This is a genomic window from Pseudomonas sp. O39, from assembly GCF_045447295.1.
Classification (GTDB): domain Bacteria; phylum Pseudomonadota; class Gammaproteobacteria; order Pseudomonadales; family Pseudomonadaceae; genus Aquipseudomonas; species Aquipseudomonas antarctica_A.
The window spans coordinates 57,383-80,397 of sequence record NZ_JBJGXV010000010.1 but is presented as its reverse complement, the minus strand read 5'-3'; the positions used below and the strand labels follow the sequence as shown (position 1 = coordinate 80,397).

Here is a 23,015-nt window from a genome sequence, read left to right as displayed (position 1 = left end):
ATGAAATCAAGACCCATGGCAAGCTGGTTGAGCGGTGCAGTGTTGATGTTGGCCGCAGGTTTTACGCTGGCGGCGGAGAAACCCATCGTGTTTGCGGTGGCGGCGGAACCCTATCCACCCTTCACCGTAAAAGGCGGTAACGGCGAGTGGTCGGGCTTTGAAGTGGACCTGATTCACAAACTCTGCGAAGGCATGAAAGCCGAATGCCAGATCAAGGAAGTGGCGTGGGATGGCATCATCCCGTCGCTGCTGGCCAAGAAGATCGACGTGATCTTCTCGTCGATGTCGGTGACTGATGAGCGTGAAAAACAGATCGCCTTCAGCCGTGCCTACTACGACTCGCTGCTGGGTGTGGCAGGGCCCAAGGGCGCGACGGTGGACATTACCCCTCAAGGCCTCAAGGGCAAGTTGATCGGTGTGCAAATCTCCACCGTCAGCGCCAACTACCTGAAGAAGTATTACGAAAACATCGCCGACCTTAAGTACTACGACACCCAGGAATCGGCCAACGCCGACCTTATCGCAGGCCGTATCGACTACATGATGGCAGACGACACCGCCATCGCGATGATGGTCAAAACCCCCGAGGCGAGTGGCCTGGCGCATATCGCCAGCGTGCCCTACGACCCGATCATCGGGCGTGGCGTCGGTGCCGGCTTACGCAAGGAAGACACCGCGCTCAAGGCCCGTCTCGACAAGGCCATCGGAGAGCTGCTGGTGAGCAAGGATTTTGATGACCTGTCCGAGCATTACTTCGGCGTGTCGGTCAGCCCGTGCAAGCGTGCCGACACCCCGGCGTATGTGAGCAAGGTTTGCGACAGCCCCTACCAGCAAATCGCCCAGAAGACCGAATAAGATGTTCGACCTTCTCAGCTTCGGCGAACAGGGATGGGGCGACGCACTGCTAAAAGGGTTATGGATGACCCTGCAAATCTCCGCCGGCTCGTTTGCCGTGGGCTTGCTGATCGGCCTGGTCGTGGCCTGCGCCAAGCTCAGCGCGCCACGCCCGGTCGCCTTGTTGATGCGCGGCTACACCACCGTGTTTCGCGCGGTGCCGGAGTTACTGTTGATCCTGCTGCTGTACTACGCTGGTTCCATGGGCCTGAACGCGTTGATGCTGTGGCTGGGGTTCGAGCAGGTGAACATCAGCGGCCCGCTGGTGGCGATCCTGGTGTTGGGGCTGGTGCAGGGCGCCTATGCGTCGGAGATTTTCCGTGCGGCAATCCTGGCGATTCCCCATGGCCAGATTGAAGCGGCGCGGGCCTTTGGCTTGAGCGGCATGGGCCTGTTCCGCCGGGTGACCTTGCCGATCATGGCGCCGTACGCCCTGGCCGGCATGTCCAACCTGTGGATCAACCTGATCAAGGACAGCGCCTTGATCAGTGTGGTCGGCACCAACGAATTGCTCTACACCGCCAAGCAGGCGGCGGGTTCGACCCGTCAATACTTACTGTTCTACCTCACGGCCGCCGCCTTGTATTACCTGGTGACGCTGGCTTCCAACTACCTGTCCGGGCGCCTGGAACGACGTATTCGTCGCTGGATGCCGGTTGTCGAGTGAGTGGGCTATGCCTGAATGGATAAGTTACTACGCGGGGCTGATCGCCAAGGGGCTGCAGACCACCTTGTCATTGCTGGCGATCTCGGCAGTGCTCGGCTTCGTCCTGGCGGTGCTGGTGGCGTTGGCGCGTTTGTCGCGGCGCAAATGGCTGGCCCGGGGTGCGCTGGCCTACACCAGTGTGCTGCGGGGCACACCGCTGTTGATCCAGATCTATATTTTCTACTACGGGCTGGGGAGTTTGTTCGCCCAGTTTCCACTGATACGCACCAGCTTCCTGTGGCCATTCCTGCGCGACGGGTATTGGTACATCGTCTTTGCCCTGGTGCTGTCGGTAGGCGCTTATGTCGGTGAAGTGATTCGCGGCGGCCTGTTGGCAGTGCCCAAGGGCGAGATGGAGGCCGCTTCGGCGTTCGGCATGACGCCGCGCCAGGCGTTGTTGAGGGTGCGCCTGCCCCGGGCGATGCGTCTGCTGCTGCCGACCCTGGCGGGGGAGACGGTGATGTTGCTCAAGTCCACCGCACTCGCGTCGACGATTGCCGTGGTCGACCTGCTGGGCGCGGCCAACGTGGTGCGGGCGCAGACGTTGCAGATCTATCAACCGCTGTTGCTGGTAGCCGGTGTCTACCTGTGCCTGACGTTCCTGATCGAAGGCGTTTACGCCATCGCCGAACGGCGCGGCACGCCGCTGCGCAGGTCGGTCGGATGAAACAGGATCGCGCGTTGCAAGGGATTGCCCTGTGTTCACTGGCCTATGCGTTCCTGGCGCTGCAGGATGCGGTGATCAAATGGTTGGTGGCTGATTACTCGGTGTTCACCATTCTGTTCTGGCGCAGCCTGGTGGTGGTGGGCGCCTGCGTGATCGCCGGGCGCATGGGCTTGTTGCGTCGCGCATGGACGTCGGTGAGCCGCAGGCTGCTGATCATTCGCGGGTTGCTGTCGCTGCTGGCGTGGTTGCTCTATTACACGGCCGCCAAGGACCTGACCCTGGCGGAAATGACCACCTTGTATTTTTCCGCGCCAATCATGGTCACGTTGCTCGCCGCGCTGATCCTCAAGGAACGCGCCAGCCGTGGCCAATGGGTCGCGCTGATCATCGGTTTTGTCGGCGTGGTGATCGCCTGTCGCCCGAGCAATATGGTCGACCCGTTGCCAATCGCACTGACCCTGGCCGCTGCGCTGTGTTGGGCATTTACCTATATCCAGTTGCGCCAGGTCGACCCGACCACCTCGGTGCTGGAGCAGATGCTGATCACCAATGTGGTGTTCGTGGTGTGCATGGCGCTGACCTTGCCCTGGACGCATACCCCATCGCCGACCCCGGCCTGGCTGGGCATGTTGGCGGCGGGGCTGGTCGGCGGTATCGGTCAGTTTCTGTTGTTTGCCAGTTTCCGTCGAGCCACGGCGACCTTGCTCGCGCCGTTTGAGTACACCGGTTTGATCTGGGCGTTTCTGTTATCCAGCCTGATCTGGGGCACGTCGATGGACCTGTCGCTGATCATCGGCGCGGTGCTGATCGCAGTCAGCGGGACGTTGGCGATGCTCAGCGCCCGCCACACCGAATCACACGATGTGGTCGGCGCCGAATGCGCCGTGACGCAACCCCTGTACCCAGCAGCGGCAGATGTGCAGGCCGTTGGCGGGGCTGAAAGTGCCGGGGTTGAGGCACCCCTCGAGCCAGAGCCCGTCAAGCATCGCCGATAAGCCGATAGCGGCCAGGTGGCTGTCGTGGATCACCAGGCTTTCGCTGCGGGCCAGGTCGTCGAGCAGTTGCTGGATCAGCGCCAGGTAAGCGCGGTAGCTGTTTTCATGGGACTGATTTACGTGGGGCGAGTGGCGGATCAGGCTCCAGAACACCACCCACACGCCGAGCAGGTCGGGGTCCATGACGCGTGGTGAAAAGGATGCACTGAGAAACGCATCCAGGCGCGCGGCGGCGCCTTCGGCCAACTCGACTTGCGCCCATAACGCGCTGGTCAATTCACTGGCGAGCTTGTGGTAGGTCTCGGCGATCAGTGCATCGATGCTGCCGAAATGATGATTGAGCAAGCCCACTGAAACACCGGCTTGCGCTGCAATCTTGCGCACGGAAATTCCAGCGTGCCCGTCGCGGGACAGGCTGGTAAGGGTGGCGGCAATCAGCAAGTCCCGGCGTTCATCGGGGTCGGCACGGCGCAGTTTGGGAGGGTCGATGGTCACGGGAATGCCTTTGATGAAAGACCAGAGCGCACAGGTTAGTTGAACGCGTGTTCAATCTCTAGCGATTAAATGATGAGAGGAGGGCAAGGCATGGCAAACGACCTTTCGTGGCAGGTGGCGGGCGATGCGGGCAACGCGCTGCACATCGGTGCTTGGCGCTATGAAGGCGACGGTAGCGGGCCATCAGTGCACCTGCAAGCGGGCGTGCACGCCGATGAAATCGCCGGGATGCTGGTGCTGCACCAACTGTTGCCGCGCTTGCAGGCTTGCCAGGCACAGGGCCGGCTCAAAGGCAGTGTCACCGTAGTGCCGCAGGCTAACCCGTTTGGTATCGGCCAATTTCGTCAGGGCCGACTGCTGGGGCGGTTTCACGAGGCCACCGGGCAGAATTTCAATCGTGCCTTCGATCATTCCCTTGCCATGGAGCGCCCAGCGAGCAACCTGGCGCAGTGGCAAAAGAGCCTGGTGCAACTGGCCGCCGATGCCGACCTGGTGCTGGACTTGCACACCGACGATGAGGCACTGCCTTACCTCTACATTCATCGCAGCTTCTGGCCGGAGCAAGGCCTGGCGCTGGCGGCGGCCTTGCAGGTGGATGTGGTGATCGTCTGGGATGACGGCGGCGACGGCTCCTTTGAAGAAACCATCATCAATCACGGCGCGCCACGGCTGGCGGCGACTATCGAATTGCGCGGGCAAGCGGATGTCAGCGATACCCTGGCGCAACAGGATGTCGATGGCCTGTGGGCGTGGCTGTGCATCAACGGCGTGATCGACGAAGTGGCCGCGATCAGCGAATGGCAAGGCGAGGCAGTGGACATGGGCTGTATGGAAACCATCCTCGCGCCCCGCGCCGGTGTGCTGGTGTTTGAAAAGGGCCTGGGCGATCAGGTCGAGGAGGGCGAGCGTTTCGCCAGGATCATCGGACGGCCGGGTGATGCGGCGTCAGAAGTGATTTTACACGCCGCGCAAACCGGGCGCATGGTCACGGCCCATCGCGAACGCCTGGTGGCGCAGGGCGCGGTGGTGGCGAAGTTTACCGGGGCGCGGTTATCCGACAGTTACAGCGGTGGGGTGCTCGACCCTTAGGAACAACCGCGGCTTGAACCTCACGGCTACAACGGCGGCGTGCGTTCCAACAAAAGGCGCTCCAGGGTTGCTGCGGGCAATGGCCGACTGAACAGATACCCCTGAATCTGATCACAGCCGGCTTGCTTCAAAAACCCCAACTGTTCCTGGGTTTCCACGCCTTCGGCGACCACTTGTAAGCCCAGGCTATGGGCCAGTTCAATGATGGTGCGGGTGATCGCCGCGTCTTGCGGGTTAGTGGTGACTTCGCGGATAAACGCGATATCGATCTTCAACGTATCAATGGGGAACCGCCGCAGATACGCCAGGCTTGAATAGCCGGTGCCGAAGTCATCGATGGAGATTTTCACGCCCATTGTGCGCAATCGTTGCAGGCTGGCGATGGTGTGCTGGGTGTTTTCCATCAATGAGCTTTCGGTCAGCTCAACCTCCAGCCAATGGGGCGCAACCCCGGTTGCCCTCAGGATGCGTTCGATATCGGCAATCAGATCGCCCTCGATCAATTGGTGACCGGATACATTGACCGAAATCTCTACGGCACCAATCAGGCCGCGTTGCCACACGGCGATTTGCTGGCAAACGCTGTCGATCACCCAGCGCCCGACCTGCACAATCAAGCCCAGGCTCTCGAGTACGGGTACAAACACCGCCGGCGACACCGTGCCATAGCCGGGACGCTCCCAGCGCAGCAAGGCTTCAAGGGCGCATATCTTCCCGCCAGCCAGCTCGATCTTGGGTTGGTAGTGCAGGGTGAACTCGCTGTTTTCCACCGCCTGACGCAGGGCTTTTTCAAAGTCCTGGCGCGCCAGGTCGTGCACGCTCATCCCCGCTGGCTCGCCCGTTTGCCGTTGCAGTTGCTGCTCCAGCATCAGGTTGTGAACCTTCAACTGATCACCGCGTTCCTTGAGCCGCAACAGGTTGCGCACCCGCAGCCACAATTCCACACGTTCCACCGGTTTGCTGAGGAACTCCTCGGCGCCGGTTTCCAGCCCGCTGACGCGCGCGCTCGGCTCACTGAGGGCCGACAACATGATGATCGGAATGCTTGCCGTGGTTTCGTTGCCCTTTAAGTGGCTGGCCACCTCGTAGCCGTCCATGCCCGGCATCATGATGTCCAGCAGGATCAGGTCAGGCGGTTGTTGCGCCACGAGCTGCAAGGCCTCTTCACCGCTGCTCGCACTCAGGGTCTGGTAGCCCTCGTGCTGCAGCAGGGTTTCCAACAATTTGCGAATCTGGGGTTCGTCGTCAACGATCAACAGCGTTGCAGGTTGGCTGGCCATGGAGAGGACTCACAGGTGGGGGCTGATGTGCTGTTGCAGCAAGGTGTCAATGACCTGGTAAAGCTCTTTGTAGCGCAGCGGCTTGATGATGTAGGCGTCGCAACCGGCCAGGCGGGTTTTTTCGCGGTCCTCCTTCATGGCCATGGCGGTCAGCGCAATCACCGGAATGTGTGCGGTGTTGGGGTCTTGCTTAAGCAACGAGGTGGCGGCCAGGCCGTCCATGCCCGGCAACTGAATATCCATCAATATCAGCGCCGGCTGTTTTTCCCGCGCCAGGGTCAGGCCGGTTTCTGCATCCGCCGCCCACAACACGCCGTGCCCGGCATTGACGAGCAACAACCGCGCCAGGCGCATGTTCGCCTCGTTGTCTTCGACGATCAGGATGTCAGCCATGCAGCCTCCGGCGCGCGGTGCAACGGCAGCCACACCACAAAGCGCGTACCCAAGCCTTCGCGGCTGGCCACGGCGACGCTGCCGCCGTGCAGGTCGGTCAGTTGCTTGACCATTGCCAACCCCAAACCCGTGCCTTCAAATTTGCGCGCCAGGCTGCTGTCGATCTGGCTGAAGGCCTTGAACAGCTTGCTCATGTCGTCCTCGGCGATCCCGATGCCGGTGTCGCTGACACTCAGCTCCAGGAACTGCGTGTGAGTGCTGGGTTGCAGGGCGAAGCCGTGGGCGGGCCAATCGCCGGGGATGTGGCCGACATGCGCGAGGCTGACCTCGCGGACCGCCAGGGTCACGGAGCCGCCGTGTGCGCTGAACTTCACCGCATTGGCCAGCAGGTTGTAGATAATCTGCTTGGTCTTGCGCAGGTCCAGTTCCAGGGTGCCAAAATCGTCCTCGCATTCCAGCTTCAATTGGATACGTTGCAAGGCGGCTTTCTCGCGCACGATCAACAAGCTTTTGGCGAGCAACCCCGCCAGTTCCACAGGCTCCAACTCCAGGTCCATCATCCCGGCCTCGACCTTGGACAGGTCGAGAATGTCGTTGATCAACGACAGCAGGTGCTGGCCGCTGGTGAAGATGTCGCCGATGTACTCGCGCTGCACCTCGCTCATGTCGCCGACCAAACCATCCTTCAACGCCTCTGAAAAGCCAATCACCGCGTTCAACGGCGTGCGCAGCTCGTGGGACATGGTGGCGAGGAACTCGGACTTCATGTGGCTGGCGTGTTCCAGTTCCAGGTTCTTTTCTTCCAGCGCGCGTTCAAAGCCTTTGCGCTCGGCTTCTTCCTGTTTGCGCGCGGTATTGTCAGTGCCGATCAACAGGTAGCCGATGATCGTGTCGTGGCGATTGCGCAGGGCCGTTACCGAGACCATGGCCGACAGGCGACTGCCGTCCTTGCGGATATAGGTCAGTTCGTAGATGTCTTCAATGCCGCGTGAGGCCTTGAACACCAGGGCTTCGAAGCCCGGTGTGATCGGCGTGTCCAGCTCCAGGCTAAGGGCGGCGGCACGGGTAATCAGTTCGGCGGGGTCGGATATGTCGGCGGGGGTGATGCGGTTGAGCACGTCGTCGGCGGCATAGCCGAGCATGCGCTCGGCGCCGACATTGAAGATCTGGATCACGCCTTTTTCGTCAGTGGCGATGCTCGAAAAGTACGCGCTGTTGAAGATCGCGTCTTGCAGGGCGCCGGTCTTGAGCAGGGTCTTCTGGCGTTTGAACTCGACGATTTTTTCGGCCCGCGATTGTAATTCGGGCGCTGCGCCAGGGCTGGTTTTGTCCAATGCAGTGTTGTCCGTGCATATCAGACCCGGCCGTGTTCAGAACACGGCCGCAGAGCATGCTCACAGAAAATCGCATGACCGCGATGAGGAGGAGATGAGGTCCTTGGACAATAGCAGATGCTGCGACCAGCACGGTACGAATACACTCAAACGAGTGTATGAGTCGTTTGCAGTGCCAATGCGCTCAGAGCGCCACACTGCTGATGATCTGAGTACGTTCATCGGGGTCTGTGACGCTGTTAAAGCCCAGCGCATGCGTCAGTTCACGCAGTGGCAGGTTAGTCGCCGCATCGACCGTATACATCCGTTTGAAGCCATGGGCTCGCGCCGCCGTCATCAGGTGCTGCAGCAAAATGCGCCCCAGCCCCAGGCGTTGCCATAGTACGTGTTGGTCCCCGACGCGCTGGCCAACCTGTGCCCGATTCCCGACGGCCTGAGCGACGAACAAGTGCTGATGTGCCCGGACATCATGTCCACCGGTTTTTCCGGCGCCGAACGCGGTGAGGTGAGCATTGGCGATACGGTGGCGGTATTTGCCCTGGGGCCTATCGGCTTGTGTGCAGTGGCGGGCGCACGGCTCAAGGGCGCGTCGATGATCATCGGCGTCGACGGCGTGACTGAGCGCATGGGCGTGGCTCGACGCCTGGGGGCCACTCATATCATCGACTTCAAGAAAGGCGATGTCGTTGAGCAGATCATGGCCCTCACGGACGGTCGCGGAGTGGATGTGGCGATCGAAGCCCTGGGCACCCAAGGCACGTTCGAGTCAGCATTGCGGGTGCTGCGCCCGGGCGGGCGTGTGTCCAGCCTGGGGGTGTACTCCAGCGACTTGCGTATTCCCTATGATGCCTTTGGGGCAGGGCTGGGGGATTACAGCATCGTGTCGACCCTGTGCCCTGGCGGCAAGGAACGCATGCGCCGGTTGATGGCCGTGGTTGCCAGCGGCGGGGTGGACCTGTCGCCGCTGGTGACGCACCGTTTCAAACTCGACGACATCGAAGCCGCCTATGAGCTGTTCGCCCATCAGCGCGATGGCGTCATGAAAGTCGCGATTACCCCCTGAAGGCGCCGACCTATGACCACTTGGGGCTTGCCGGGACCGCGCCGGGCATCGGCATGGATGGCTGCAAGCCGCCTCAGGGGAGGAGTTCAGCCATCCATGAAATTCGCTAACTTCACATTTATTGAGCTGATGAAACGTTTAACCAAGCGATAAACGGCAGACGCAAGCGCTTGCGTAACGAAATGCAACTGGAATAGAGTCGGCAGCGTTCGACTACAAAAATAATAATTCCAGGAGCTCATGCATGAGCCTTGAACCCTTGCTTGAAATGCAGGGCATCAGCAAAACCTTTAATGGTTTGCGGGTGCTCAAGAACGTCGGCCTGAAGGTTTACCCCGGTGAAATCCACGGCTTGATGGGTGAGAACGGCGCCGGCAAATCAACCTTGATGAAAATCCTCTCCGGCGCCTATCAGGCTGACCCCAGCGGCGAAATCCGCATCGACGGCCAGCCCGTCGCCACGTTTGACCCCGCCACCGCCAAAACCCTCGGCATCGCTGTGATCTACCAGGAACTGAGCCTGTGCCCGAACCTGAGCGTGGCCGAGAACATTTACCTGGGCCGTGAACTGCGGCGTGGCTGGACCATCGACCGTAAGGGCATGCAGAACGGCTGCATCGAGGTGCTGCAACGGCTGGGCGCCGAGTTCAAACCCACAACGCCGGTCAGCAGCCTGTCGATTGCCGAGCGCCAGTTGGTGGAAATCGCCCGTGCGCTGCATGCCCACGCCAGGATCCTGGTGATGGACGAACCGACCACGCCGCTGTCATCGCGCGAGACCGATCGGCTGTTCGCGCTGATCAAACAACTGCGTAGCCAGGGCTTGGCGATCATCTATATCAGCCATCGCATGGCCGAGATCTACGAGTTGTCGGACCGGGTCTCGGTGCTGCGCGACGGCCAGTACATTGGCGAACTGACCCGCGACGCGTTGTCGGCCGAAGTACTGGTGAAAATGATGGTCGGCCGCGACCTCTCTGGTTTCTACAAGAAGGAACACGCCGCCTATAACCCCGGCAACGTAGTGATGCGCGTGCGCGACATGGCCGATGGCAAGCGCGTGCGCAATTGCAGCTTCGACCTGCATGCCGGCGAAGTGCTGGGCATCGCCGGGCTGGTCGGGGCAGGGCGCACCGAACTGGCACGGCTGATCTTCGCCGCCGACCCGCGCACCTCCGGCACCCTGGAAGTGGTGGGCAAGACCGTTACCCAACTGCGCAACCCGGCGGACGCAATCCGCGCCGGCGTGGTGTACCTCACCGAAGACCGCAAGGCCCAGGGCCTGTTCCTGGACATGAGCGTCGCCGACAACATCAACGTCTGCGCGTGTGTGCCGGATGCCCACGCGGGTGGTGTGCTGGACCGCGGCCATGCCGCGCAACGCGCGAATGATGCGATCAAGTCGCTGTCGATTCGCGTGGCCTCCGGCAAGGTCAATGTCGGTGCACTGTCCGGCGGCAATCAGCAGAAGGTACTGCTGGCGCGGCTGCTGGAGGTCAAGCCGCATGTGCTGATCCTCGACGAACCTACGCGGGGCGTCGACATCGGCTCCAAGTCCGAGATCTACCGCATCATCAATCAACTGGCGTTGGCCGGGGTTGGCATCGTGGTGATTTCCAGCGAGCTGCCGGAAATCATCGGCACCTGCGACCGTGTGCTGATTATGCGCGAAGGCCAGTTGGTGGCCGAAGTGGGCGGGGCATCCGGCCACGTTATTTCCCAGGAACGTATTATTGACCTCGCCACCGGTGGCGATCAGGTGGCTGCCAATGGTTGATTCAAACAACACGATGACAATCGCGGCGGTGGGCAAGGCCGAACGCGTCCGCGAGCTGATGCGCACGGTGGGCATGCTGCCTGTACTGGTGTTGCTGCTGGTGGGCTTTGCCCTGGCCAGCGAGAACTTTCTGACTGTGCAGAACCTGTCGATCATTACCCAGCAGGCTTCGGTCAACGTGGTGCTGGCGGCGGGCATGACCTTTGTGATCCTCACGGCGGGCATCGACCTGTCCGTCGGCGCAATCCTTGCGGCCTCCGCCGTGGTGGCGCTACAGGCGTCGATGTCGCCGCAGTTCGGCATGTTCGGGATCGCCGCCGGGATCGGTTTCGGTTTGTTGCTGGGCCTGGTCAACGGTGGGCTGATTGCATTCATGCGCTTGCCACCGTTCATCGTCACCCTCGGCGCACTGACTGCCATGCGTGGTCTTGCACGTTTGCTGGCCGATGATAAAACCGTGTTCAACCCCGACCTGCCATTCGCGTTTATCGGCAATGACTCGATCCTCGGCGTGCCGTGGCTGGTGGTCATCGCCGTGGCGGTGGTGCTTTTGTCGTGGTTCATCCTGCGCCGCACCGTGATGGGCGTGCAGATTTACTCGGTGGGCGGCAACCCGGAGGCCGCGCGGCTGTCGGGGATCAAGGTGTGGAAGGTGTTGCTGTTCGTCTACGCCATGTCCGGTGCATTGGCCGGGCTCGGCGCGGTGATGAGCGCCTCGCGCCTGTTTGCCGCTAATGGCCTGCAACTGGGCCAGTCCTATGAGTTGGATGCGATCGCTGCGGTGATTCTCGGCGGCACCAGTTTTACCGGCGGCGTCGGCACCATCGGCGGCACGTTGATCGGCGCGCTGATTATCGCGGTGCTCACCAATGGCCTGGTGCTGTTGGGGGTGTCGGATATCTGGCAGTACATCATCAAGGGCATCGTGATCATTGGCGCGGTGGCGCTGGATCGCTATCGCCAATCCGGCGCACGTACCTGATTTCACTCCCACAACAATCACAAGAGAGACCCGCATGAACCTTAAACGCCTGTTTCCCGTGCTTGCCTTGGCTGCCCTGATGTCCAACGTCGTGGAAGCCCGGGAGCTCAAAGCCCTCGGCATCAGCATGGGCTCGCTCGGTAACCCGTATTTCGTGACCCTGGCCGACGGTGCCACGGCTCGGGCCAAGGAGCTGAACCCCAACGTCAAGGTCACCTCGGTGTCGGCCGACTATGACCTGAGCAAGCAGTTCTCGCAGATCGACAACTTCATTTCGTCCAAGGTCGACCTGATCCTGCTCAACGCCGTCGATCCGTCGGCGATGGCCTCGGCCATCAAGAAAGCCCGTGACGCTGGAATTGTGGTGGTGGCCGTGGATGTAGACGCCAAAGGCGTCAACGCCACCGTGCAAACCGACAACGTCGAAGCCGGCAAGCTGGCCTGCCAGTTCCTGGTGGACAAGCTCGCGGGCAAAGGCAATGTGATCATCCAGAATGGCCCGCAAGTGACCGCCGTGACCGACCGCGTCAAAGGCTGCAAGGCTGCATTGGCTGGCGCGCCGGACATCAAGGTGCTCTCCGACGACCAGGACGGCAAAGGCTCGCGCGAAGGTGGCCTGAATGTGATGCAGGGTTACCTCACTCGATTCCCGAAAATCGACGGTCTGTTTGCGATCAACGACCCGCAGGCTATCGGCAGCGACCTGGCGGCCAAGCAGCTTAAACGCAGCGGTATCGTCATCACCTCGGTGGACGGTGCGCCGGACATCGAGAATGCATTGAAGACTGACACCCAGATCCAGGCCTCCGCCAGTCAGGACCCTTGGGCCATGGCCCAGACCGCGGTGAATGTCGGCAATGACCTTCTCAATGACAAGGCTCCGGCCGAAGCGGTGACCCTGCTCACGCCAAAATTGATTACCCGCGACAACATCGGTACCTACAGCGGCTGGTCGAGCAAACATTGATCCACTGAAGGGGAGCGCGTCGTGATCACCATGGATGACGTGGCGAGCAGAGCGGGTGTGTCGACGTCGACGGTGTCGCACGTGTTGAACGGCACCCGCAAGGTCAGCCCGGCCACGGTGCAGGCGGTGCAGCGCGCGATTCAGGAACTGGGTTACATCCCCAATACCCTGGCGCGCTCGCTGGCCCGGTCCAGTACCAGCACGATTGGCGTGGCGATCTCGGCGCTGTCCAACCACTACTTCAGCGAGATGGTGCACGCGATTGAAGCCGAGTGCACAAAGCACGGCTACATGATGCTGTTTGCCGACCCCCATGACGACCCGGAGCAAGAGCTGCGGGTGGTCACGGCGCTGCATCACCGGCGCGTCGACGGCATTCTGTTGGCACCGTCCACTGGGTCAACGGCCCTGGAGTATCTACAGGCCAATGACATGCCGACGGTGTTGGTGGACCGCATGATGAGTGAGCAGTTTGATCAGATCGGGGTGGAGAATACCCAGTCCACACTGGCGCTGGTGGCCCACCTGATTGAACACGGGCACCGTCGTATCGGCTTTATCGCCGGGCGAGCGGGGCTGGGTACCACCGATGAGCGCGTGGCGGGTTACCGCGCTGCCCTGGCGGCGGCGGGCCTGGTATTTGACCCGCAATTGCTGGTCAATGGCGGTTCCAGCAGCGCGCCGGCGCGGGCCGCTACCGCGCAGTTACTGGGCCTGGCCGCGCCACCGACAGCGATCATGGCGGGCAATAACCTGATGACGCTTGGCGCCATGCACGCCTTGCGTGATGCGCACATTGAAGTACCGGGGCAGATGGCCCTGGTGGGGTTTGATGATTTTGACTGGGCGGATTTTTTCGTGCCGCGCCTGACGTTGATTGCTCAACCGGTCAACGAATTGGGGGCTCGCGCCGTACAAATGTTGCTGCAGCGCATGGCGTCGCCGGCTGCGCCTACGCAAAGTGTGCGCCTGGCACCCCGCCTGCAATACCGTAATTCATGTGGCTGTATTTGATTGGAATGATCCCCGTATGAGCAGTCCTGTTTCCCTCGGCATAGACCTCGGCACTTCGGAACTCAAGGCGATCCTGATGGACGCTGACGGCGTCGTGCTGGCCCACAGTGGCGTGCGTTTGAGCGTGTCGCGGCGCCAGAGCGGCTGGTCCGAACAAGCGCCGCAAGACTGGTGGCAGGCCTGTTTGCAGGCGCTGGAGCAGTTACGGGTGCATGAGGCGTATGCCCGTGTGGCGTGTATCGGCCTGTCGGGGCAGATGCACGGCGCGGTGTTGCTGGGGGAAGACGATCGGGTGTTGTACCCGGCGATCCTGTGGGACGACTCGCGCGCGATGGCCGAGGCCGAACAACTCGGTGCCGGGTTTGCCGAGGTCACCGGCAGCTTGCCGATGGCCGGGCTCACGGCGCCGAAACTGCTGTGGCTGCAGCGGCATGAACCCGAGGTGTTCAAGGCGATTGATTGCGTGCTGTCCCCCAAGGATTACCTGCGCCTACGCCTGACGGGCGAACGCATCAGCGAGATGTCGGATGCCGCCGGCACGCTGTGGCTGGATGTGGCGCAGCGTGAATGGTTTGCGCCCATGGTGCGCGCCACGGGCCTGACGCCTGCGCAGATGCCCAGGTTGGTGGAGGGCGGCGCGGCAAGTGCGTGTTTGACCGCGAGCGGCTTGGGCCTGTCGCCTGAGGTCGTGATTGCCGGCGGTGGCGGCGACAACCCGGTGGCCGCCGTCGGCATCGGCGCGATCAACGCCGGTGACGGCTTCATTACGCTGGGCACCAGCGCGGCGATTGTCGCGATTACCGATCATGCCGCCGGGAATCCGGCCAGCGCCGTGCACAGCTTCTGCCACGCGCTGCCGAACCGCTGGTACACCATGGGCGCGATGCTGGCCGGTGCCAGTTGTTTGCGTTGGGTGACGCGGCTGACCGGTATGCCGGATGAGCAGACGTTGCTGGATCGGGTGCAAGCGCAGCTGCCGATCACACAGCCCGTGCCGTTGGACACGCCGCTGTTCCTGCCGTACCTGGCCGGTGAGCGCACGCCGCATAACGATCCTTTATTGCGCGGCGGCTTTATGAGCCTGGGCCACGATTGCACGCCGGCCATGCTCGGTTATGCGGTCATGGAAGGCGTGGGTTTTGGTTTGCTGGATGCCCTGCGCGCCGTGCAAGCGGCCGGCGCCAGCGTGGGGGCTTGCGCCCTGGTCGGTGGCGGGGCGCGCAGCGAATATTGGGCGCAGTTGCTGGCCAATATCCTGCAGCGCGAGATAGTTACCTTGCAGGGCAGTGAATTGAGCGCCTGCATTGGCGCCGCGAAACTTGGGTTTCTGGCGATCGGGCAGGGCGCAGCCTTGTTGCAAGCGGGCATGCCGGTCAAGGCGCGGTACTTGCCGGACGCCACGCAACAGCCGAGGCTGGAAGCGCGTTATCGCAAGTTCCAGGGTTTACACGCTGCGGCAAAGGCGCTGCACGACTGATTAGCCTCCTGGTGACCTTTGTTGTGGCAAGCCCGCTCGCCACAGCAGCGGTGCCACACTGGATCAGGTGGTTTGAATGGCCAGACTGCGCAGCACGCTGTCCAGCGAGGTGGTGCCCTTGAGCACGGGGTCGTGCTCGAAACAGATCCAGCCTTCGTTGAATCCATCGACCATGCGCATGCGCGGCGTTGGGTTGTGTGCGCCTTGGGCGCGAAGCAAGGTTTCCCAGGTTTCGCGTTCGACCACTTCGGCCTTCACGTCACGGCCCAGGAGTTGCCCCAGGGCCTGGGCAATGTCGTTCGGGCTCACCCATTGGCCTTCCAACTCGACCACGCGGCGGCCGGTCCAGTCTTGCTGCAACAGCTGCGCGGCGAGGGCGCCGATGTCGGCCGTCGCAACCATCGGCACGCGCTTGTCGAGCGGTTGCAGGAAACTATGGATCAGCCCGTTGTCACGCGCGGTGGTGACATCGTACGCCGCGTTCTCCATGAACCAGGCCGGGCGCAGGAAGGTCACGGGGATGTCCAGGGCACTCAGCGCTTGCTCCATCAGCGTGCGCTGAGTCAGCAGGTTGAGCTCTGTGGCTTGGGCGCCGATGGTCGACAGGCACAGCACCTTGTGTGGCGCGGCGGCCTTGAGGGCCTGGCTGACGGCAGCGATCACCGCACGCGCTTCAGGAAACCCGGGCTGCGGGTCAAAATCCGACGGCGGCAGAATGAACACGCCCGTGGCACCTTTGAACGCCTCAGTCAGTGCCTGTGCATCTTCCATCCGAGCCAAGGCGATCTCGCAACCCAGGTCGGCCCAATAAGCCGCTTTGCCGGGATCGCGAATCACCGCGCGCACCGGTTGCTGCGCTGCGATGAGCGCACGCGCCAACGCGCCGCCGACCTTGCCTGTAATACCTGTAATGACGTACATGCGCTTTACACCTGTGGGTTCCAATGAGTGGAGCCCAGCATAAAGACCGGCCAGCGATGACAGAATAGCGATTCCGTCACTGCTTTAATGACCCTCAGTCATTAATCAGCCAGCGGCGGCAAACGCCGTTTTACCGGGGTTTTCTTGACGATGGCGGTGTTGGTTTCGGCATAGGCGTTGAGCCGGTCGAGCAGGCTGTCGAGGTGATCCATGGTGCGAACGTGCAGGCGCGCAATAAAGCAGTCATCGCCGGTGACTTTGTCGCACTCGGTGAACTCCGGGATCGCCTGGATCTGGCGCTCCACCTCCTGCAATTTGCCGGGCAACGGACGGATGCGCACGATGGCTTGCAACAAATAGCCGAAGTGTTTGGGGTCGATGTCGACGGTGTAGTGGGTCAGCACGCCGCGCTCCTCGAGGCGACGCAGGCGTTCGCCAACACTGGGCGATGACAGCCCGGTGATACCCGCCAACGCCTTGAGGGACAGGCGCGAGTCGTCCATCAAGGCGGCGATCAGTTGCTGGTCGATGGTGTCAATCATGCGGTTTGCCTAATAAGAAAAGGTGATTGCGGCGTTTTGCCTTGTTTAGTCGCTGGAGCGGCTGATACTCAGATTGCCATAATTGAGCCTCACTTGAGGAGCCTCCATCGTGGACACATCTATCCGTCGCGGGTCGTGGGAAATGGTTGCCGCCATGCTGATTTCGGGCACCATCGGCTGGTTTGTGCTGGTGTCGGGCGTATCGGTGATCGAAGTGGTGTTCTGGCGCTGCGTGATAGGCGCGCTGACGCTGTTGCTGGTCTGTGCGTTGCTGGGTTACCTGCGACTGGACCTGCTCACCTGGGCCAAGCTTGGCCTGGCGATGCTCAGCGGCGTGGCCATTGTCGGCAACTGGTTGCTGTTGTTCGAATCCTATTCGCGCGCGTCCATCGCCATCAGTACCGCGGTGTATAACGTGCAGCCGTTCATGCTGGTGATGCTGGCGGCGGTATTTCTCGGCGAAAAAATCACCGTGCAGAAACTCGCGTGGTTGAGCGTGGCGTTCCTGGGCATGTTGGCGATTGTCACCGCCCATGGCGAGCAGCAAAGCGGTGGCGGGGATTATCTGGCGGGTATCGCTTTGGCCTTGGGCGCAGCGTTCTTATATGCGATTGCGGCGCTGATCATCAAGCGCTTGAAGGAAGTGCCTGCGCACTTGATGGCGTTGATTCAAGTAATCACTGGCGCATTGCTGTTGGCGCCGTTAGTGCCTTGGAACAGCTTGCCCGCAACCCCAAATGCCTGGGCTGCGCTGGTGACGCTGGGCGTTGTGCACACGGGCCTGATGTATGTGTTGCTGTACGGGGCGATCCAGAAACTGCCGACCGCGATGACCGGCGCGCTGTCGTTTATCTACCCAATTGCGGCGATTGTTGTCGACTGGATTGCCTTTGGGCATCGCCTGGGTTGGCTGCAATGGCTGGGGGTTGTTGCGATTCTGTTAGCGGCAGCGGGGTTGCAGCGGGGCTGGTGGTGGCCCCGCTCCCCAAGAGCTAGTGCGTGCCCTGAAAGATGATATTTTCCGGGTCGAAATGGCCCACGCCGCTGCCCGGCAGCGGCAACCCAAGGATATGCCCCTTGATCTTGCCCACCACGTGCATCTCGCATGGCTTGCAGTCGAACTTCAAGGTCAGCACTTCGTCGCCGTGGATCAACTGCATCGGCGCGACTTTGGTCTTCACGCCCGTCACACCCTTGGCCTGTTTAGGGCACAGGTTGAACGAGAACCGCAGGCAGTGCTTGGTGATCATCACCGGCACTTCGCCGGTTTCTTCGTGGGCTTCGAAGGCCGCATCAATCAGCTTCACGCCGTGACGGTGGTAGAAGTCACGGGCTTTCTGGTTGTAGACGTTGGCCAGGAACGACAAATGCGCTTCCGGGTACACCGGCGGCGGCGAGGTCTCGGCTTTGCGCCCACCTCGTGGGTGAGCCGCGACGCGTGCGGCCGTCAGCGCTTCGATTACTTCGCGGCGCAATGCCTTGAGCTGCGAGTTGGGGATGAAGAACGCCTGGGGCGCATCCAGTTCGATGTGCGTGGCGTGGTACTCGGTGGTGCCGAGTTGGCCAAGCAAATCGCGCAGTGTATCCAGCGCCTGTTCCGGCTTGTTGGCCACGCCAAACGGGCCGGGCAGGGTAACGCTGGCGCGGATGCCTTCTTCGCTGGTAGCAGTGACTTCCAACTGATCTTCACGCAGGCGTGCTACCCACGACAGACCGATACGGCGCTCGGCCGAGGTCTTGAGCAGCGCCTGTTGCCAGTTGTGGTCCAGGTTGCGGTTCAGCGGGTGATTCGGGCGCAGTTGATGCAGCCCGGCCGGCATTTCATTCGGCTCGACACGGTAACGGTAACGCTTCTTGCCGTCTTCCTCGAACTCGCCTTTGGCTTCTGCGATGTTGGCGCGGAAACCCACCACTTCGCGTTTAACCAGCACATTGAGGCCGTCGCCGTTGGACAGCGGCTCATGGGTGACCACTTGCAGGTCGCGCTTGCCGGCTTTTTCCACCACACCCACCGGCAGGCCGGTAAAGGTCGGGGTGTCGAAAGCGCCGATGTCGATCTTGCGATCACTGACGAAGTAGTCAGTGCTGCCACGGTGGAAAGTTTTTTCCGGGTCGGGCAGGAAGAAATGCGCAGTACGGCCGCTGGACGCGCGGGCCAGGTCCGGGCGGTCTTCGAGGATTTCGTCGAGACGCTGGCGGTAATAGGCAGTGATGTTCTTCACATAGCCCATGTCCTTGTAGCGACCTTCGATCTTGAACGAACGCACACCGGCTTCGACCAGCGCGCGAATGTTGGCGCTCTGGTTGTTGTCTTTCATCGACAGCAGGTGCTTTTCAAAGGCCACGACGCGGCCCTGGTCATCTTTCAAGGTGTACGGCAGGCGGCAGGCCTGGGAGCAGTCGCCACGGTTGGCACTGCGGCCATTCTGCGCGTGGGAGATATTGCACTGCCCGGAGAACGCCACGCACAAGGCGCCGTGGATAAAGAACTCGATGGCGGCATCGGTTTCATCGGCGATCGCGCGGATCTCTTGCAGGTTCAGCTCACGGGCCAATACCAACTGCGAGAAACCGGCCTGGTCGAGAAACTTGGCGCGGCCCAGGGTACGGATGTCGGTCTGGGTACTGGCGTGCAGCTCAATCGGCGGAATATCCAGCTCCATCACGCCCAGGTCTTGCACGATCAGCGCATCGACACCGGCGTCGTACAGCTGATGGATCAGCTTGCGCGCAGGTTCCAGCTCGTTGTCATGCAGGATGGTGTTGATGGTGGTGAACACGCGGGCGTGGTAACGGCGGGCGAATTCGACCAGTTGAGCGATATCGCTCACCTCGTTACACGCATTGTGGCGGGCGCCGAAGCTTGGGCCGCCGATGTAGATGGCGTCGGCGCCATGCAAGATAGCCTCGCGCGCGATGGCGACATCGCGGGCAGGGCTGAGCAATTCCAGGTGATGCTTGGGCAAGGACATAGTTTTTTTAGTCAGGCTTGTCACGGTTGAGGCGTGCATTGTAGCCGTGAAATGCCTGACCGGCATCTACCACAGGGCTGTCAGGCCTTGGCAGCCATCGCGGTGACTTCCACACGCATGCCTTCAACGGCCAGGGCCGCTACGCCGACGGCAGCGCGAACAGGCCAGGGCTTGGCAAAAAATCGCTTGTAGACTTCGTTGAATGCAGCCCGATCAGCCATGTCGGTGAGATAGATGGTCAGGTGCATGACCCGGTCCATGGAACTGCCGGCTTTTTCCAGCGCCACCTTCAACGCTTGCAATGTGCATTCGCTCTGCAGGGTGATATCACCCAGTTCCAGACTACCGTCGGCGTGGGTCGGGATCTGCGTGGAGACCAGAATGCCGTTGAAGCCGATAACGTCGGAGGAAATGGAATCGGCATCCGGATCGGGGGTGTAGGTCAGGTCGTGGTTGGCCATGGTGTTTTCCTGGCAGGCAAAAAAGGGGCGTCAATTTAAACACAGGGTCACGGCGATTCGGCGCAAAACTCACCGGACAATTGACGTCAATTAATAATTATTTTTCGACTATCAAGTCGCGTATTTCCGTGTCGATAGTGCAATGGAGTAACCCGGATTCTGCGCACAAACGAGGGTATGTCATGTTCAATAAAACACTCAAAACAGAACTGACGGCCAGGACGGCCGAAGTCGTCGAGTATAAAGGACTGATTACTGCACTCGAGCGCTCTATGGCGGTGGTCGAATTCGACACAAATGGCAAAGTGCTACGCGCCAACGAAAACTTTATGAACGCCCTGGGTTACAGCGCCGATCAATTGGTCGGCAAGGCCCATCGTGATTTCTGTTTACCTGCGCTGACCAGCAGCCCGGCCTATGCGGCGTTATGGAATGACCTCAAGGCGGGGAAGTTCGTATCAGGCACCTTCAAGCGCGTAACCCGTGACGGCCGCGTTGTTTGGCTGGAGGCCAGTTATAACCCGGTGCTGGATGACCGTGGCCAGGTCATAAAAGTGGTCAAGTACGCGCTGGACGTTACCCGCAAAGTCGAACAGGAAGCGGCCATCCACAGCAAACTGGTCGCGCTGGACCGGGCGATGGCGGTGATCGAGTTTGACTTGAAAGGGCAAATCCTGGAGGCCAATGAAAACTTCCTCAACGTGATGGGGTATTCACTCGCGGAACTCAAAGGCAAACACCACCGCATGTTTTGCGAGCCCGACTTGATCAATGGCCATGAGTACGCCGACTTCTGGCGCCGCCTTAACAATGGCGAATTTTTTACCGGGCAATTCAAGCGTGTGGGCAAGCACGGTCGCGTTGTATGGTTGGAAGCCAGTTATAACCCGGTGTATGACGGCGATGGCACTTTGATCAAGATTGTCAAATTTGCCAGCGACATCACCGAGCGCGTGGAAAAGTTCGAGGAAGATTCACGAGGCGCTTCAAGGGCTTACCATATTTCATCCGAAACAGAGCGATTCGCCGAACATGGCACACAGGTGATTCAAGAAACCGCCAGTGAAATGCGCCGGATTGCGGACAACATCGGCGTCTCCGCCCGGCTGGTGGGCCAACTGGGTGATCGCTCCGAACAGATTACTGCCATCGTCAATACCATCCGCGGCATCGCTGACCAGACCAATCTGCTGGCGCTCAACGCTGCCATCGAGGCGGCGAGGGCAGGTGATCAGGGCCGTGGCTTTGCGGTGGTGGCCGATGAGGTGCGGCAACTGGCAGGGCGGACCAGCGGTTCAACAGCGGAGATTGCCGAGATGATCAGCATGATCTTGTCGGAGACCCGTGATGCCGTTGCCAGTATGAATGCCACTCAGGAAGGCGCGCAGCGTGGCGTGAGCCTGGCTGACCAGGCGGGTTCGGTGATCCTGCAGATCCGCACCAGCACCAGCGATGCCGTACAAGCCGTGAGCATGTTTGCCTCAAAGATGGATGAGTCTGAGGTCATTCCGAAAGCCGCGGTCGGCTGGGTTGGATAATGGCAGTGCGCCGGCCAGCATAGGAGCCGGTCGGCGCACTGAACGCCTTACAAAAGGGCGAACGGGTAGTCGACGATCACCCGCAGCTCATTCAACTTGCCGTCGCGCTGATCGGCATTCGATGAAACCATGGCGTCACGCACGCGCAGCGACAGGTTTTTCGCCGGGCCGCTCTGGAGTACGTATTTGGCCTCCACATCGGTTTCGTGGTGGTCGCCATCCGCGCCGTAGTCGCCGGCATAGGCGCTGTTGGCCGGGGTGTGGGTGCCGTTGATGTCCGAGCCGTTGATGTAGCGGGTCATGAAGCTCAGGCCCGGCACGCCATAACTGGCCATGTTCAGGTCATACCGCACGCCCCAGGATTGTTCCCCCGGGCCGTTGAAGTCGCCCCATTGCACCGAGTTGGCCAGCAAGACCGAGTCGCCGCCTTCGCCTGCGCCGTTGTCGCCGGTGCCGATGTAGTCGAACGGCGTGTCGCCATGCACTTTCTGGAACGACAAGGTCAGGGTGTGCGCCGCCAGGAACGAATAGGCCGCCGCCACCGAGTAGGTGGTGTTGTTGATTGCCCCGGCTTTGGCGCTGCCGGTGTCGAGGGTGCGGTACAGGTTGCCGTCCAGTGCCAGCGACTGGTCATGCCCCAATGGCAATACGTAATTGAGGTTGGTGTAGTACTGGCGCCAGATATCTTCCAGCTCGCCGGCATACACGGTCGCGCTCAAGGACGGTGTGAAGGTGTATTTGCCGCCGATGAAACTGGCACTGTTGGCGGCCACGTTGGCATAGGTCGCATAGATATCGTGGTCATGGTTGCTGGTCATGCCGCTGTTGGTGCTGGTGAAGTGCCCGGCTTCCAGGTCCAGGCCAGCGATTTCACTGCTGGTCAGGTCAAAACCGGTGGCCGTCTGCGGCAAAATGCGTGTGCCGCCAGTGGCGAAGACCGGTGCGGTGGGCTGCATATCACCGAATTTGAGTTGGGTCTTGGAGACCTTGATCTTCACCGCAGCGCCCACTGAACCGTAGCCATTTGCAGGGTCGCCATTTCGGTCGGTCGGCAGCTCACCGGTGCCGGCATCTGCGTGGGTAGCGTCGAGCTTCATCGCGCCGTACGCATAGGCATCCACGCCAAACCCAATCGTGCCCTGGGTAAAGCCCGAGGCGTAATTGAGCATCGCGCCCTGGGTCCAGTCGCGGTTGTCGGCCTTGCCGCTTTGGCGATCGCGATCGAAGTAATAGTTGCGCAACAGGCCGGTAATGCTGCTGCCCTCGATAAAGCCTTTGGAATCTGCCTGGTCGGTGACAGACTCGGCGAGGGCCATTTGGCTGACACTGGCGCACACCGCCAGCGTTAACAGGCTCCACTGTTTTATCATGTTGTTACTTCCCCGGAATAATTAACGCGTGCACAGAAACACCGCATTTTTTGGACGGAACTTAGGTGTTATGGGCAG

Annotated in this window: 21 protein-coding genes and 3 pseudogenes; 14 read left to right on the top strand and 10 right to left on the bottom strand. The window is 61.0% G+C overall.

Annotation, left to right across the window (positions count from 1 at the left end; genetic code table 11):
• From ACI77D_RS15490 to ACI77D_RS15475, 4 genes are read left to right on the top strand one after another with little or no spacing between them, the layout of a single operon-like run.
• Complete coding sequence (locus ACI77D_RS15490; protein WP_064452347.1) at positions 1–855, top strand: transporter substrate-binding domain-containing protein; 855 nt, start codon at positions 1–3, stop codon at positions 853–855.
• A gap of 1 nt (position 856) precedes the next feature.
• Complete coding sequence (locus tag ACI77D_RS15485; protein WP_407016957.1) at positions 857–1,561, top strand: ABC transporter permease; 705 nt, start codon at positions 857–859, stop codon at positions 1,559–1,561.
• Between the two features lie 7 nt (positions 1,562–1,568).
• Positions 1,569–2,267: an ABC transporter permease gene (locus ACI77D_RS15480; protein ID WP_259762555.1), complete on the top strand. Its 699-nt coding sequence runs from the start codon at positions 1,569–1,571 to the stop codon at positions 2,265–2,267.
• Positions 2,264–3,262, top strand: coding sequence for a DMT family transporter (locus ACI77D_RS15475; RefSeq protein WP_221294685.1), 999 nt, complete (start codon positions 2,264–2,266; stop codon positions 3,260–3,262). The genes ACI77D_RS15480 and ACI77D_RS15475 overlap by 4 nt, the downstream gene beginning before the upstream one ends.
• On the opposite strand, the pseudogene ACI77D_RS15470 reads toward ACI77D_RS15475, so the two are convergent.
• Positions 3,218–3,646, bottom strand: a pseudogene (locus ACI77D_RS15470) (TetR family transcriptional regulator C-terminal domain-containing protein); the annotation flags it as partial. The gene ACI77D_RS15475 and the pseudogene ACI77D_RS15470 sit on opposite strands and share 45 nt — an antisense overlap.
• 201 nt (positions 3,647–3,847) lie before the next feature.
• Between ACI77D_RS15470 and ACI77D_RS15465 the strand changes: the two are divergent.
• Entirely contained in the window at positions 3,848–4,846 is a 999-nt protein-coding gene (locus ACI77D_RS15465) for a succinylglutamate desuccinylase/aspartoacylase family protein (RefSeq protein ID WP_407016956.1), read from the top strand.
• A gap of 26 nt (positions 4,847–4,872) precedes the next feature.
• Here ACI77D_RS15465 and ACI77D_RS15460 read toward each other — a convergent pair whose 3' ends face one another.
• The 4 genes from ACI77D_RS15460 to ACI77D_RS15445 form a co-directional block, all read right to left on the bottom strand.
• A complete protein-coding gene (locus ACI77D_RS15460; RefSeq protein ID WP_407016955.1) occupies positions 4,873–6,126 on the bottom strand; it encodes an EAL domain-containing protein in 1,254 nt (417 codons plus the stop codon).
• Between the two features lie 9 nt (positions 6,127–6,135).
• A complete protein-coding gene (locus ACI77D_RS15455) occupies positions 6,136–6,519 on the bottom strand; it encodes a response regulator (protein ID WP_064452353.1) in 384 nt (127 codons plus the stop codon).
• The gene (locus ACI77D_RS15450) at positions 6,504–7,853 is read right to left on the bottom strand and encodes a sensor histidine kinase (protein ID WP_407016954.1); all 1,350 of its coding nucleotides are present in this window, start codon (positions 7,851–7,853) and stop codon (positions 6,504–6,506) included. The genes ACI77D_RS15455 and ACI77D_RS15450 overlap by 16 nt, the downstream gene beginning before the upstream one ends.
• A 184-nt stretch (positions 7,854–8,037) precedes the next feature.
• Positions 8,038–8,301 (bottom strand): N-acetyltransferase family protein, encoded by a 264-nt coding sequence (locus tag ACI77D_RS15445; protein WP_407016952.1) that lies wholly within the window; start codon positions 8,299–8,301, stop codon positions 8,038–8,040.
• On the opposite strand from ACI77D_RS15445, the pseudogene ACI77D_RS15440 reads away from it, so the two are divergent.
• From ACI77D_RS15440 to xylB, 6 genes and pseudogenes are all read left to right on the top strand, one after another.
• A pseudogene (locus ACI77D_RS15440) lies at positions 8,236–8,916 on the top strand (zinc-binding dehydrogenase); the annotation flags it as partial. The gene ACI77D_RS15445 and the pseudogene ACI77D_RS15440 sit on opposite strands and share 66 nt — an antisense overlap.
• Before the next feature lie 244 nt (positions 8,917–9,160).
• Positions 9,161–10,693, top strand: coding sequence for a sugar ABC transporter ATP-binding protein (locus ACI77D_RS15435; RefSeq protein ID WP_407016950.1), 1,533 nt, complete (start codon positions 9,161–9,163; stop codon positions 10,691–10,693).
• A gap of 13 nt (positions 10,694–10,706) precedes the next feature.
• Positions 10,707–11,675 carry an ABC transporter permease subunit gene (locus ACI77D_RS15430; protein WP_064454933.1) on the top strand — a complete coding sequence of 323 codons (969 nt, stop codon included), beginning with the start codon at positions 10,707–10,709 and terminating at the stop codon, positions 11,673–11,675.
• A 34-nt stretch (positions 11,676–11,709) separates the two neighbouring features.
• Positions 11,710–12,642 carry an ABC transporter substrate-binding protein gene (locus tag ACI77D_RS15425; RefSeq protein ID WP_221294690.1) on the top strand — a complete coding sequence of 311 codons (933 nt, stop codon included), beginning with the start codon at positions 11,710–11,712 and terminating at the stop codon, positions 12,640–12,642.
• A 21-nt stretch (positions 12,643–12,663) separates the two neighbouring features.
• Positions 12,664–13,656 carry a LacI family DNA-binding transcriptional regulator gene (locus tag ACI77D_RS15420; RefSeq protein WP_407016949.1) on the top strand — a complete coding sequence of 331 codons (993 nt, stop codon included), beginning with the start codon at positions 12,664–12,666 and terminating at the stop codon, positions 13,654–13,656.
• A 16-nt stretch (positions 13,657–13,672) separates the two neighbouring features.
• Positions 13,673–15,133, top strand: coding sequence for a xylulokinase (gene xylB / locus ACI77D_RS15415; protein ID WP_407016948.1), 1,461 nt, complete (start codon positions 13,673–13,675; stop codon positions 15,131–15,133).
• Between the two features lie 63 nt (positions 15,134–15,196).
• On the opposite strand, the gene ACI77D_RS15410 is transcribed toward xylB, so the two are convergent.
• Together ACI77D_RS15410 and ACI77D_RS15405 are read right to left on the bottom strand one after the other, a co-directional pair.
• Complete coding sequence (locus ACI77D_RS15410) at positions 15,197–16,054, bottom strand: NmrA family NAD(P)-binding protein (protein WP_064452369.1); 858 nt, start codon at positions 16,052–16,054, stop codon at positions 15,197–15,199.
• 101 nt (positions 16,055–16,155) lie between these two features.
• Positions 16,156–16,596, bottom strand: coding sequence for an Lrp/AsnC family transcriptional regulator (locus tag ACI77D_RS15405; RefSeq protein ID WP_064452370.1), 441 nt, complete (start codon positions 16,594–16,596; stop codon positions 16,156–16,158).
• Between the two features lie 109 nt (positions 16,597–16,705).
• On the opposite strand from ACI77D_RS15405, the gene ACI77D_RS15400 reads away from it, so the two are divergent.
• Positions 16,706–17,611: a DMT family transporter gene (locus ACI77D_RS15400; RefSeq protein WP_064452371.1), complete on the top strand. Its 906-nt coding sequence runs from the start codon at positions 16,706–16,708 to the stop codon at positions 17,609–17,611.
• Here ACI77D_RS15400 and ACI77D_RS15395 read toward each other — a convergent pair.
• Together ACI77D_RS15395 and ACI77D_RS15390 are read right to left on the bottom strand one after the other, a co-directional pair.
• Positions 17,589–19,568, bottom strand: coding sequence for a U32 family peptidase (locus ACI77D_RS15395; RefSeq protein WP_262667941.1), 1,980 nt, complete (start codon positions 19,566–19,568; stop codon positions 17,589–17,591). The two genes, ACI77D_RS15400 and ACI77D_RS15395, sit on opposite strands and share 23 nt — an antisense overlap.
• An 80-nt stretch (positions 19,569–19,648) precedes the next feature.
• The gene (locus tag ACI77D_RS15390; protein WP_053256117.1) at positions 19,649–20,029 is read right to left on the bottom strand and encodes a RidA family protein; all 381 of its coding nucleotides are present in this window, start codon (positions 20,027–20,029) and stop codon (positions 19,649–19,651) included.
• A 182-nt stretch (positions 20,030–20,211) separates the two neighbouring features.
• Between ACI77D_RS15390 and ACI77D_RS15385 the strand changes: the two are divergent.
• Positions 20,212–20,979: pseudogene (locus ACI77D_RS15385) on the top strand (PAS domain-containing protein); the annotation flags it as partial.
• Between the two features lie 3 nt (positions 20,980–20,982).
• Positions 20,983–21,567: a methyl-accepting chemotaxis protein gene (locus ACI77D_RS15380; RefSeq protein ID WP_407017002.1), complete on the top strand. Its 585-nt coding sequence runs from the start codon at positions 20,983–20,985 to the stop codon at positions 21,565–21,567.
• Between the two features lie 47 nt (positions 21,568–21,614).
• Here the strand turns inward: ACI77D_RS15380 and ACI77D_RS15375 are convergent, their stop codons facing one another.
• The gene (locus ACI77D_RS15375; protein ID WP_407016947.1) at positions 21,615–22,937 is read right to left on the bottom strand and encodes an OprD family porin; all 1,323 of its coding nucleotides are present in this window, start codon (positions 22,935–22,937) and stop codon (positions 21,615–21,617) included.
• Between the last annotated feature and the right edge of the window lie 78 nt (positions 22,938–23,015).